The sequence below is a fragment of the Phyllobacterium sp. P5_D12 genome, from assembly GCF_054049495.1.
Map to the genome: position 1 here is coordinate 1 of NZ_JBFUMG010000084.1, position 12,876 is coordinate 12,876.

Genomic DNA, 12,876 nt, shown 5'->3' on the forward strand with positions numbered 1-12,876 from the left:
GAATATGGACCCGGTATATCTCGTTTACCGCCGCCTGGAAGGGGCAGCAGGCTTTTAACATTCCCTATGCTTATCTTTTTTCCAGACCAACACCTGAAGGTGTAAACTGTTATCAGGATGGTTTTGACTTCGCCTTTTGGATGCCGACCCTCGCGCCCTCAAAGAGGGAAGCATTCTATGCCAGTGGATGGGCTCCTGAAGAACTGGATCCTCCGGACGGGTCTCATCTTATTCGCGTCCCCTACGTTCGAGTCATTCCGGACGGAGAAGATACTCCGGGATTTCCGTTCTCAAGCATTGAATTTGAAATGGATATGTACAAGGAACGCATCCCTTTCGAGAGCGCGTTGACGCGAATTACGCCTCTCGATTTTTGGCTCCAAACTTATGTGAACGTGGAAGAAGAAGCGCTTCTTGAATGCCTCAGCCTCAGCGAAGGATGCGACTTTACTTTCTATTTCAGAGATTTGAAGCTTGCCGTGCAGGGCTCCCTTGCAAAGGATGAGCTCTCGCAATGGAAAGCGGTCCAAGACGGCACCCGCACTTTGCTCGAACGCTGGATGGTGAGGTAGCAATCCAATGCTCGTCCAGGACAAGCATCTGAACCCCKATTAAATCGGTTGCTAGATACACTCCTCCATTGCGTGCGTGAAAACGGGAGGCTAGGTTTCGACCCTATCATTGGCGCATGATCCTTGTTCAAAAAATCGCAAAGATTTTTGGGTCGTACGCTAAGCAAAGAGGTCCAGATTCCCATGTTCCAGTCGTTTGAGGTCACAAGCAATCCTGCCACCGGAGGGCCCCGTGTCGCCAAGCTGCGAGATGAACTCGAAAACCTTGGCCTCGATGGTTTTCTCGTGCCACGCGCCGATGAACACCAGGGCGAATATGTGCCTGCCCGCGCCCGCCGCCTGGCATGGCTGACGGGTTTTACTGGCTCTGCCGGTGTTTCCCTGATTATGAAAAGCAAAGCCTATCTGTTCGTCGACGGGCGCTACACGTTGCAGGCAGCAGAGCAGACCGATCCGGACGTCTTCACGATCGAAAGTCTCGTCGATACGCCGCCTCCCGTGTGGCTGCGCAATGTCGACAAGAAACTCACCATCGGCTTTGATCCTTGGCTCCACACGATCAGCGAAACCAAATCTTTGCGCGAGGCTCTGGAGAAAAACGGCGGTACGCTCGTTGCAGTCAAAGACAATCTGGTCGACATGATCTGGGACGACCAGCCTGCCCCGCCGCTGGAAGCCGTCACGATCCAGCCGGAGAAATATGCCGGCAAGCTCGCAAGCCAGAAGCTGCATGAACTGGCCGGTGCCGTTGCCAAAGCCAAGGCCGATGCGACGATCCTCACGGATCCATCCTCTATCGCCTGGGCTTTCAATATTCGCGGCAATGATGTCAGCAACACGCCCCTTCCCCTCGCCTTCGCGCTGATTCCGGCATCGGGCGAACCGCTGCTTTTCATCGACAAGCGCAAGCTGCCGATCGAAACGGAAGCCTATCTCACCCAGCTTTCAACGTTGCGCGCCCCTTCAACACTGGAGGGCGACGTTGCGGCCTTTGCCGGTGAGGGCAAGACCGTGATGCTCGATCCGGCGCTGACAGCGGAAAAGCTGCGTCTGATCATCGAAAAAGCCGGTGGAAAAGTCGTGGACGGCCTCGATCCGGCGCGATTGCCGCGCGCGCTCAAGAACACGGTCGAGCTTGAAGGCGCACGCAAGTCGCATGAGCGCGACGGCGTAGCAATGGTATCCTTCCTTTCCTGGATCGATAGCCAGGCGCCGGGCACAATCGATGAGATCATCGCGGCGACGAAACTGGAAGAAACCCGCCAGACTGTGGCGGAGAGCTTCCAGATGCCGCTGGAAAATCTCTCGTTCGACAGCATTTCAGGGGCTGGACCGAATGGAGCCTTTGCGCACTACCGTGTCAGCACCGCGTCAAACCGCACCTTGGAGGACGGTGAGCTCTATCTGATCGACAGCGGTGGTCAATATCGCGACGGGACCACCGACATCACCCGCACGTTGCCGGTCGGCAAGCCTTCAGATGATATGAAGCGCAAATTCACGCTGGTGCTCAAGGGCATGATTGCCATCTCCACCGCCCGCTTTCCAAAGGGAACACGCGGTATGGATATCGATGTGCTTGCCCGCATCGCTCTGTGGAAACAGGGATATGATTATGGTCATGGCACCGGGCACGGGGTGGGTTCATTCCTGTCTGTGCATGAGGGGCCGCAAAGCATCTCGAAGCGCGGCGTACACGAACTGCTTCCCGGCATGATCCTTTCCAACGAACCCGGCTATTACAAGCCCGGCGCTGGCGGCTATGGCATCCGCACCGAAAACCTGTTGATCGTCACGGAGCCGAAAGTGCCGGAAGGTGGCGATATTCCGATGATGGGCTTTGAGACGATTACGCTCTGCCCCATCGACAGACGGCTGATCGACACCAGCCTGTTGATACGGGAAGAGCTCATCTGGCTGGACGCCTATCATGCGCGGGTTCGCGCGGCGCTGCTGCCGCACACGAATGGCCCGGCGCGCGAATGGCTGATCAGCGCGACCGAGCCCTTCGGTCATGAGAGCTAGTTTGTAGTCAGGAGAACTGGCGCAGCAGGATGATCACCGCTCCGCCAGCGAGAAACATGGTCAGCGCATTGAAGCGCAGAGCCACAAGACCGGCGAAGGCAAGTGCGATCAATCCGCGCCAGTCGGCCTCCGCGGCGGCGGGGGCAACAAGCGTCGTCAAAACCGCGGCAGGCACCGCATTGAGCGCGACTTCGACGCGAGGATGAATGCGCTCGAAGCGCGACAGCACCAGATGACCGCCGATACGCGTCAGGAATGTCAGAACTGCACCGGCGATTATGATCCACGTTGTCGAGGACATCAGCGTTGCCCCTTCGCTTTTTCTGGCTTGGCGACAATCACAGCCATAAGAATGCCAGCAAGAGCGCCAATACTGACATGCCAGGGCGAGCCAATCGTCTTGTAGGCAATGATTGAAACCACGGCGCTGGCGATGACGATCGCCGCCCAGTTATCGCGCTTGCGAAACCCCATGACTAGCCCAAGAAAATAGATCGGCAGCAGCATATCGATACCAAGGGCATGCGGGTCGGATATCAGATTGCCGAACAAACCCCCGATCCAGGCTTCTGTGACCCACATCACGTAAATCGGCGTGGCGACGCCAAGGTACCAGATGAAAGTGACCGGTTTCCCGGATTCCGCGCGCTTCTCGGTTTCCGCATATTGAGGATCGGTCAAAAGGAAATAGCTGAGAGCGCTCTGCAGCGGTTTGAAGTGGCCAATGCGCCGTCCCACCGCCGCCGAATAGAGCACATGGCGGAAATTTACGGCGAAAATGGAAAAAACGATCAGCCAGGCAGGGACATTGTGGCCGAACAGCTCGATGCCGACCATCTGGCTTGCACCGCCAAAAATCGCGGCGCTCATCAGCACCGCCTGAAACACGGTGAACCCATTGTCGACGGCCAGAGCGCCAAACAACAGCCCGAACGGCGCCGAAGCAATCATGATGGGCAAGCCTTTGGCGAAGCCTTCCCAGAACTGGGTGCGCGCACGGCCTGGATCGGCGGGAACCGATTGCCGCTGTATTTGTTCGTCCATTGGTCTGCTCTAGGACAGCTTCAACTGGCTGTCACGTCACATTTGTTGATTGATATCATCAATGTCACTGCAGTGACCGGGAATGCATCCGTTCTTGTCACGTGATTTTGCCACGATTATTTTGCATCGACGAGACAAGGGAGACTAAAAATGCCGCATATAATAGAACGCGATGTCTGGGCGACCGATCCCAAGAATTGGCAGGGAGAGGTCACGGGCAAGCCGTACGGAACCAACGTCTCGGTGATTTTCAACCATCAGGAGCGCGTCGGCGCCGGGCCGCGTTTACACAAACATCCCTACACGGAGACATTCATCATCCGCAAAGGTCATGCGCGGTTTACCGTCGGGGATCAAATCATCGATGCCTATGAAGGTCAGATCGTCGTTTCGCCCGCCAACACGCCGCACAAATTTGAAAACCTCGGGCCGGGCATACTGGAGACAATCGATATCCACGCCAACGAGGTGTTCGTAACGGAATGGCTTGAATAGAATGTTGATCTCCCCCCCATTGAGGGGAGATCAGAGGCATCTAACTCATTGTTTTGACGCAATTCCGGACGGAAAACCGGTTCCCACTTTTCCTGGAATTGCTCTAGAACTTCTGCGTCAACGAAACACGGAAACTGCGGCCAACTTCCGTATAGCGATCTGCTATCGTGGGCGAAATTGAATCCGGCACATCGAGCGYGTTCCAGTACTTCGTGTCGAAGACGTTGAAAATGCCCGCCTGAAGCTTCATTCCCTTGGCGAACTTTGGTTCCCACCAGAGAGTGGTATCGACCAACGCATATCCGGGGGCAACGAAACCGCCGTCGCTGACTTTGTCACGGCGTGAGGCCATGGTCAGTGACACGTCGCTGCCCCAATCCTCTACCGCGTATCCCAGCCCGATGATCGCACGAACCGGCGGCACCGAATTCAGATATTCGTCATTTTCCGTGTCCTTGCCGACGGTCCATGCGACGGAGGCCCAGGTGCGCCAATGATCGGCAAAGTTCACGTGGCCACGCAGTTCCGCGCCATAGATCTGGACGCGATCGAGATTGGCATAGCCTGTGATACCGCCGACCGGAAATTCCGCACCAGGAGGCGCGATGGTCACTTCCTCGATGAAGTTGCGGTAGTAATTGTTGAAGATGCTGCCGCCAAAACCATAGGTCTCGTTTTCGAGTTTCGCGCCGATTTCAAACCCGTTGCTGGTTTCGGGCTTAAGATCAGGATTGCCGATTCTGGCATAGGAGCCGGGCGCACCGTAATTTTGGAAGAGTTCCAGCGCGGTCGGAGCGCGGAACCCCTGTGCCCACTGAGCATAGAAGTCGAGGTCCGGAGCAGCGTGCCACGTTGCGCGGAGCTTCGGAGAGAAGCGCGAGTCGCTGTTGGAGGAAGGTATCGTACCGTCGAAATTGGGACCAGCCTCATAAGCAGCAGTCGATTGCGGGCGATGATCATACCAGTCAAAACGTCCGCCGGGTGTGATTGTCACACGGCCATTCAGGACATCGATGTCATCCTCGGCATAGAGGCCGACTGCGAGAGATTCGACGTCTGGCATATCGGATGAATTCGAATGCAGCATCCGGCACGATTGCGGACCGAAAGGTTGTGGAATCGTGGACCAATCGACATCGGGACAATTGTCGACGCCTGCTGAATATTGGTGCAGATCCTGGCGGTAGATTTCCCCGCCGACACGGAACGTGTGTGTAAGATTGCCGATCTCGGTGCTTTTCAGGACATTGCCGGTGAGGCCGTAACTGTCCTGCTTCAGCTCATTGTCACGCGTATAGATGCCGGAGGGATAACCGTAAAAGAATGGATCTCCGCGAATTATTCGCGCCCGGCTATCAGGCAAACGAACGCCGTCCGTTGTCTTGGTGAGGACCTGCTGCTGCCAATAGGCTATGGCATGCGCCTCATCGATCCAGCCGGTCTTGTCAGGCGAGATAAAATCGTAGCTCGCAGATATCCGCTTGCGCTCGACATCGTCCCCGGATTCGAGACTTCCTCGAACGTAGCTTGCCGTCGAACCGATCTTGTCGTCGATGTCCGCATCGCGCTTGAAATATTCGCCGGTTATGCCAAACCGATGGCCGCCATCGACGTTCTGATAAATCTTGGCGAGAAAATTGCCTTGGTCGAAGTCTAAAGGATTGGCCTCTGTTCGCGTTGCGCCATAACCGCCAACGTCGCCCATACTTTCGAATTCATGGCCTTGCCTGTAGCCGCCCTGGATCAGGAATTCCGTATCGTTGGCGCGCGCTGCAACGGCGGCATTCGTACGCCAGCTCCGGTCGGCACTGTCATAGACGCCCTTGGTTATAGCGCCCCAATTGCGCCCATCCGTCAAAAGATCTTCCGGATCAAGCGTCTGCAGCTGCACGACGCCGCCCAAAGCGCCTGAGCCATAACGGCTGGAATCGGCACCCTTGGTAATGTCGATCGCCGAAAGCCCGTCGAAATCCACGGCATTCAGTCCGCCCGAATTGCTGCGGGGGTCGGTCAGCCACGGCACACGTATGCCGTCGATCGTCGTCAGGACACGATTCTGATCGAGGCCTCGTAAGTTGATGCTATTGTTCTGGGTATTGAAATTGACGCCGGCATCGACACGGCGGCCAAGATCCTCGAAACTTTCGACCATGCGCTCCTGAAATTCCTGCCGGTCAGTCACGGTGGTCAATGGCGATTTTTCACCCTCGGCGGCTTTCGGCCTTGCGCCTTTTACGACGATGGTTTCGAGTTCGATATTGTCACCAGTGTTTGTGGTGTTTTGTGCAATCGATGCGCCGGTGCTCAACCCAACCATCACCAATGTACCGGCGCCGCCACACATGAGGCGCGCAAGCAGAGTCTTCTTAGCCATGTCCCAGTTCCCCAAACCCAAAAGAGAATGCCTGGCTGGCTTACGTCACAAGAAAATATCGTTGTGGGTCAGTGGCTTGCTGAGCAAATAGACAGCGCGTGTCCACGCCGTACAAATGTTCACTACTAAAACTAGACTATAAAAGTCAACATTAATTAATTACACGTTGTCACAATCCGGCATTCGCAATTCGAACCGCGGCAAAATGATATGAATCAGGAGGTTGCAGTGCCCTCGATTGCCCTGCCCCAATCGATCAGCGGCTTGGCGCGCACCGCAAAATCGAGAAGATCATCCGCAAGCTTTGGCGAAGTGATRTCGGCGGGATCGATCGGATAGCGGACGACGAAATTCCTGTTCCGCAAGGCCTCGATCAAATCAGCATCCGTGACCGATTCAAATCCGCGCGGCGTACGCTTCAATGCATCCGTATCTTTCATCGCCAGCCCATTTTTCTTGAGCGCCTTGACCATGGCGCGATAGTTCTCCGGCTTGTCGACGATGGCCTTGCGCATCGCGAGCAGGAGTTCCGGCTTCTGCTGCCACCATGCGACAGCGGCATAGCAGCCACGATAATCTTCGTGGCCGATGCAGACATAGAAACAGCCGCTTTCGGCCCACTTTGTGCCATCTGGCGAAAGAAGCGCGGACAGGTGGCGGTTATACGGGCTCTTGTCTTTGGAAAAGCGCACATCGCGTTTGATACGGAATTGCGACTTCTTGCGATCGCCCCTGAAGGGGAGACCCGCCTTCGCGAACCGGGCCATCAGATCTTCAACAAGATCGCCCAGCGGTTCGTAAAGATGAGTATCGAAAATATCCTTGTTCTCCAGAAACCATTCTCGGTTCTGGTGGAAATCGAGCGCTTTCAGAAAGGGCAACGCCTTGTCGCCAAAGCCTTTGAAAACCACGTCGCTCATGCGCCCACCAGCGTAAACCAGGAATCCTCGTCTATGACTTCAATGCCGAGAGTCTGGGCCTGCGCAAGTTTCGATCCCGCGCCGGGACCTGCCACCACGAGATCGGTTTTCTTGGAGACGGAACCCGCCGTCTTGGCGCCATAACGTTCGGCCATTGCCTTGGCCTCATCTCGCGACATCCTCTCAAGCGACCCGGTAAAGACGATGGTCTTGCCTGCCACCGGCGAGTGGCCGACGGTTCTGACTTCTTCATCGAGCGGYGTGGCCTCGGCAAGAAGCGCATCGAGAGCGTGGCGATTGTGCTCCTCGGCATAGAAATCGACCAGCGCCTCCGCAACAATGCTGCCGATACCCTCGACTTCATTCAACTCGCGCCACGCATCGTTGCCCTTGTCGGCTTTGTCCCGGGGCGGTTGCGCGGCCATGGCCACACTGGCAAGCGCATCATAGGAACGGTAGGCTCTGGCGAGCCGCTTGGCATTGACCTCACCCACGTGGCGAATGCCAAGCGCATAAACGAAGCGGCTCAGAGAAACTTCACGCCGGTCGTCGATCGCGTCATAAAGCTTCTTGACCGAAGTCGCGCCGAAACCATCGATGTTTTCGAGCTTCGCCAACGAGGCGGCCTGACGTTTCTTCAACGTGAAAATATCGGCAGGCGTGCCGATATGCAGCGCCGGATCGTCTGATTTGAAGAAGAACTCCACCTGTTTTTCGCCAAGTCCCTCAATATCGAAGGCGTTGCGCGAGACGAAATGCCGGATGCGCTCCACCGCCTGCGCCGGGCAAATCAACCCGCCCGTGCAGCGCCGCACCGCCTCACCCTCCTCGCGCACCGCGTGGGAACCGCAAGCGGGGCAAATATCCGGGAACTTATAGGGCGTCGTTCCGCGCGGCTTGTCGGGAACGATATCGACAATCTGCGGGATGACATCGCCGGCACGTTGCACCACGACCGTATCGCCGACGCGCAGGTCCCGCCCCTCGCGGATAGGCTGACCATTCTGACCGATACCCTTGATGTAATCCTCGTTGTGCAAGGTCACATTGGTGACAACCACCCCGCCAACCGTGACGGGCTCAAGCCGCGCGACCGGTGTCAGCGCGCCGGTGCGGCCAACCTGAATGTCGATGCCCTTGAGGATCGTCATCGCCCGTTCAGCCGGGAATTTATGCGCAATCGCCCAGCGCGGGCTGCGCGAGACAAAGCCAAGACGTTGCTGCAGCGCCAGATCATCGACCTTGTAGACTACGCCGTCGATATCGTAGCCGAGCAACGCCCGCTGTTCCTCGATCTGGTGATAGTGCTTTACCAGCGCTTCTACTGTCTCGAACCGTTGCATCAGCGGGTTGAYGCGGAAGCCATAGGACTTGAACGCTTCGACCATGCCCATTTGCGTCTTGGCGGGCATGTCGCTGACCTCCCCCCACGCATAGGCAAAGAATTGCAGCGGCCGCGAAGCGGTGATCGTGGGGTCGAGCTGGCGTAGGGAACCCGCCGCCGCATTGCGCGGATTGGCGAAAGTCGGCTTGCCATCCTTGGCCTGCCGCTCGTTCAACGCTGCGAAATCCGCGTGGCTCATATAGACCTCGCCGCGCACCTCCAGCACCTCGGGCGGTTTGCCGCTGAGCACATTGGGGATACTGGCAACTGTCCGGGCATTGAGCGTGACGTTTTCGCCTGTGGTGCCGTCGCCGCGGGTTGCCGCCGTCACCAGCCTGCCAAGCTCGTAGCGGAGGGAAAGCGACAGGCCATCGATCTTGGGTTCCGCCGTAATGCCAATCTTCGCGTCGGCTCCAAGCTTGAGAAACCTGCGGATGCGGCCGACGAAATCCTCGACATCGCTGTCATGGAAGGCATTGTCCAAGGAGAGCATTGGAATTGAATGGGTTACCTTGCCGAACTTCTCCGAAGCGACGGCACCGACTTTGTTCGATGGCGAGTCCTCACGCTTCAGATGCGGAAAACGCTGTTCGATTGCAAGATTGCGGCGCCGCAGCGCATCATACTCGGCATCCGAGATGATTGGTGCGTCTTCCGTATTGTAGCGGTAGTCGTGCTGGGCAATCTCGGTTGCAAGGCGGCCAAGCTCCTCAGTGGCATCCGCCTCGCTTAGTTGTTCTACGGGAATATCTGCCATGTTTTGTCCGACGCTGAAAATACGGATTCGGGCGGGAGATTAGCGTAAGAGAATTGGAAAAGCATCGTTCAAAGTGCGCACTCGACACAACAGCAGCCAGTTCCTGACATCAGGCTAAATAAGTGCAGCGTTTTCCCGGAGCAACCGCACTGCTGCGGCGCGCGCTTCGTCGGTGACGCTGGCGCCGGCGAGCATACGGGCGATTTCCTCCTGCCGGTCGCCGGTTTCCATCGCCCGTATGGATGTCGCCACGCGATCACTACCGGCGGCGGCCTTGGCGATGAGGAAATGCGTCTGAGCCCTTGCAGCAACCTGCGGCGCATGCGTGACGGAGAGAACTTGAACTGTACCCGCAAGGCGCCGCAGACGCTGGCCAATAGCGTCGGCGACCGCACCGCCCACACCCGTGTCGATCTCGTCGAACACCAGCGTCGGCGCCGAGCCGCGATCTGCAAGGGCTACTTTCAGCGCCAGCAGAAAGCGCGAGAGCTCACCGCCGGACGCGACCTTCATCATGGGACCGGGGCGTGTGCCCGGATTGGTCCGCACCCAATATTCGACCGTGTCGATCCCATCCGCTGTGCGGCTCTCTGCATCCGTCGTCATCTCGACAATGAACTCGGCGCGCTCGAGTTTCAGGGCCGGCAGTTCCGCCATGACAGCCTGCTTCAAGTGCTCGGCAGTCTCGTGACGATCGTTTGAAAGTGCGAGCGCGGCCAGATCATAGGCGTCGCGTGCGGCCTGCGCCTCTTTCTCTAGCGCTGCCAGCCGCTCAGCTCCCGCGTCGATATCGGCAAGATCCGCATCCATCCGGTCACGCAGCGCCGGAAGGTCATCGACAGCAACGGAATACTTGCGCGCAGCGGCACGCAATGCGAAGAGCCGTTCCTCCGTTTGCTCAAGCACACGCGGGTCGAAATCGATGGCTCGGATCGCCTGTTCGATGCCGTTTTGCGCCTCCGCCAGCGCATTCAGGGCCTCGTCGATGGCCTTGACGACCGGCTCCAGCAGCTGCGGAGCTTCCGGCACCTTGCGCTCCAGCCTGCGGACCAGACTGGCAAGGGAGGGCACAGGAGACGCGTTGCCGGAGAGCACCTCATTGGCATCATTGACATCGCCAGCGATCTTTTCCGAACGCATCATGTCCGTGCGCCTGATCGCCAGTGTCTCTTCTTCCAGCGGTTCCGGATCGAGCTTTGCAAGTTCTTCAACCGAGGCGCGCAGATAGTCGGCCTCGCGGGTTGCGGCTTCCACCTTGGCACGGTGGCGGACCAGCGTATGTTCCGTATCGCGCCAGGTCTTGTGAAGTGTACGCACAAGCGCCGCCTTGATTTCAAGCGCTCCAAAGGCATCAAGCAAGGTACGGTGGATATCGAGATCGACAAGCGCACGGTCGTCATGCTGGCCATGGATTTCGACAAGCCTGCGTCCAAGTTCTTTCAGCAGCGTGACACTTGCGGCCTGATCATTGATGAAAACTCGACTGCGGCCATCGGCATTCTGCACACGGCGCAGGATGATATCGCCATCGTCGTCAATGTCGTTCTCACGCAGCAGCGCGCGGGCCGGATGGCTTCCTACGACATCGAAGACAGCGGTAACTTGACCCTGTTCAGCGCCATGGCGCACCAGCGAGGCATCGCCGCGCGACCCCAAGGCCAGCGACAAAGCATCGAGCAGAATGGATTTACCTGCACCTGTCTCGCCGGTTAGCACCGACAGACCTTCGCGAAACTCGATGTCGAGCCGTTCAATCAGAACTATATCGCGGATCGACAGATGCGAAAGCATGGTTGCTCGGGTTAGGGTTTCTTCGTTTTTACGCAATTCCGGACGGAAAACCGGTTCCCACTTTTCCTGGAATTGCTTTAGACGCCGTCTTTACCACCAGTGATAGCTTCTGCGGCTTTGGATAGCCATGAGCCGGCGTTCTGCCGAGGTTCAAGCCCGCCACTTTGCAGCAGTTTGTAGCTGTCCTTGTACCACTCGCTGTCCGGATAATTCTGGCCGAGAACCGCCGCCGCTGTCTGGGCTTCATTGGTGATGCCCAAGGCGTAATAGGCTTCAACCAAGCGGGCCAAGGCTTCCTCCACCTGACGCGTGTTCGAATATTGCTCGACAACGCCGCGGAAGCGTTTGATCGCTGCCAGGTATTCTTTACGCTCGAGATAGTAGCGGCCGACCTGCATTTCCTTGCCGGCGAGCTGATCGCGGCCGAAGCGGATCTTTTGCTTGGAATCCTCGACATATTCGGAGTCGGGGTAGCGTTCGACCACCTCGTTGAACGCAGCAATCGAGCGGCGAGTCATGCTCTGCTCGCGTGTCACATCGGGGATCTGGCGGTAGTAGCAAAGGCCGGTGATGTAATAAGCGTAAGCCGCCTCTGGTTGCGTTGGATAAAGCGCAATGTAGCGCTTGGTCATGGCAATCGACTCGTCATATTTGCCTGCGCGGTAATTGGCGAAYGCGCCCATCACCAGCGACTTGCGGGCAAACTCCGAATAAGGATGCTGGCGGTCGACAGCATCGAATTTCTTGGCGGCCTCATCGAGACGGCCGGAATTCAGGTTGGCCAGAGCCTGGTTATAGAGAACGTCTGCAGGTTCGATCGTGTCGACATAGGCATTGAGATCGATGTCATCGTCCTTCGAGGCACAACCGGAAATGGCTATAGCGCTGGCGACTGGAAGGAGTAGAAAGGCCATCCTGGCCTTGCCCCCAAAGCCTTTGTTCATCGACATTCTGCTATTCGCCATGCTGTTTCCGGCCCCATATATTAATTTAAGAGCAATGATCGCAAACCCGATATCACGTTTGCAGCCCACACTCTAGGCATAGTCAATCTACCGTCGGTTGGGCGGTCATAAACCACAAGCGACGAGAATCAGCAATCTTATTGCCATGTAATCGTCCAATTTTGTGGCGGAGCTGAAAATGAGCTGGAAATCCCTAAGATTCGCTTATCTTGCGTAGACTATTCGTTTTCAAGCAACTGGGCTTCACCACTACTGAAAGACAATTCATCCCGGCTTGAAGTGCTGATGATTATCATGACGTCCTCCGGTCTGACGCCGGGCGCCTCACCAAGCAGTTTGACCAAGCGTTTGTAGAATGCCTGTTTCGTCGCAGTATCACGGGTTCTGGCGATGGTAATCTCGAACACCATAAAGTCGTCTGAACGCGGACCACCAAAATAATTGCGGTCGAACACGAACTCCCCTGGGCGATGCTGCTGAATGGCCTGGAAACGATCCGCAAGCGGAACATTGAAGGCCTGGACCATGGCTTGATGCAGACTATCGGAA

At 57.0% G+C, this 12,876-nt stretch carries 11 protein-coding genes; 3 read left to right on the plus strand and 8 right to left on the minus strand.

The features are described from left to right. Window positions 1–572: hypothetical protein (locus tag ACXJ5O_RS08330; protein ID WP_457299475.1), on the plus strand; the 572-nt coding region annotated here is incomplete at its 5' end. 183 nt (window positions 573–755) lie between these two features. Then, window positions 756–2,597, plus strand: coding sequence for an aminopeptidase P family protein (locus ACXJ5O_RS08335; protein WP_457299476.1), 1,842 nt, complete (start codon window positions 756–758; stop codon window positions 2,595–2,597). A 7-nt stretch (window positions 2,598–2,604) separates the two neighbouring features. Here the strand turns inward: ACXJ5O_RS08335 and ACXJ5O_RS08340 are convergent, their stop codons facing one another. Both ACXJ5O_RS08340 and ACXJ5O_RS08345 read right to left on the minus strand, forming a co-directional pair. Then, on the minus strand, window positions 2,605–2,898 hold the full coding sequence (locus ACXJ5O_RS08340) for an AzlD family protein (protein WP_457299477.1): 294 nt from the start codon (window positions 2,896–2,898) through the stop codon (window positions 2,605–2,607). After that, a complete protein-coding gene (locus ACXJ5O_RS08345) occupies window positions 2,898–3,641 on the minus strand; it encodes an AzlC family ABC transporter permease (protein WP_457299478.1) in 744 nt (247 codons plus the stop codon). Before ACXJ5O_RS08345 ends, ACXJ5O_RS08340 begins: the two co-directional genes overlap by 1 nt. A gap of 150 nt (window positions 3,642–3,791) precedes the next feature. On the opposite strand from ACXJ5O_RS08345, the gene ACXJ5O_RS08350 reads away from it, so the two are divergent. Further along, complete coding sequence (locus ACXJ5O_RS08350; RefSeq protein WP_457299479.1) at window positions 3,792–4,136, plus strand: cupin domain-containing protein; 345 nt, start codon at window positions 3,792–3,794, stop codon at window positions 4,134–4,136. Between the two features lie 103 nt (window positions 4,137–4,239). Here ACXJ5O_RS08350 and ACXJ5O_RS08355 read toward each other — a convergent pair whose 3' ends face one another. The 6 genes from ACXJ5O_RS08355 to ACXJ5O_RS08380 all read right to left on the minus strand — a co-directional run. Further along, window positions 4,240–6,510, minus strand: a complete 2,271-nt coding sequence (locus ACXJ5O_RS08355; RefSeq protein ID WP_457299480.1) for a TonB-dependent hemoglobin/transferrin/lactoferrin family receptor — start codon at window positions 6,508–6,510, stop codon at window positions 4,240–4,242. Window positions 6,511–6,725: 215 nt separating this feature from the next. Continuing rightward, window positions 6,726–7,430: a DUF2461 domain-containing protein gene (locus tag ACXJ5O_RS08360; protein ID WP_457299481.1), complete on the minus strand. Its 705-nt coding sequence runs from the start codon at window positions 7,428–7,430 to the stop codon at window positions 6,726–6,728. Beyond that, window positions 7,427–9,571, minus strand: a complete 2,145-nt coding sequence (gene ligA, locus ACXJ5O_RS08365) for an NAD-dependent DNA ligase LigA (protein ID WP_457299482.1) — start codon at window positions 9,569–9,571, stop codon at window positions 7,427–7,429. Before ligA ends, ACXJ5O_RS08360 begins: the two co-directional genes overlap by 4 nt. Window positions 9,572–9,685: 114 nt before the next feature. After that, on the minus strand, window positions 9,686–11,362 hold the full coding sequence (recN, locus tag ACXJ5O_RS08370; RefSeq protein ID WP_457299483.1) for a DNA repair protein RecN: 1,677 nt from the start codon (window positions 11,360–11,362) through the stop codon (window positions 9,686–9,688). A gap of 77 nt (window positions 11,363–11,439) precedes the next feature. Continuing rightward, window positions 11,440–12,276, minus strand: a complete 837-nt coding sequence (locus ACXJ5O_RS08375) for an outer membrane protein assembly factor BamD (protein WP_210000402.1) — start codon at window positions 12,274–12,276, stop codon at window positions 11,440–11,442. Between the two features lie 269 nt (window positions 12,277–12,545). Beyond that, window positions 12,546–12,876 (minus strand): tautomerase family protein (locus ACXJ5O_RS08380; RefSeq protein ID WP_457299484.1); only part of this gene is annotated, 331 nt, incomplete at its 5' end.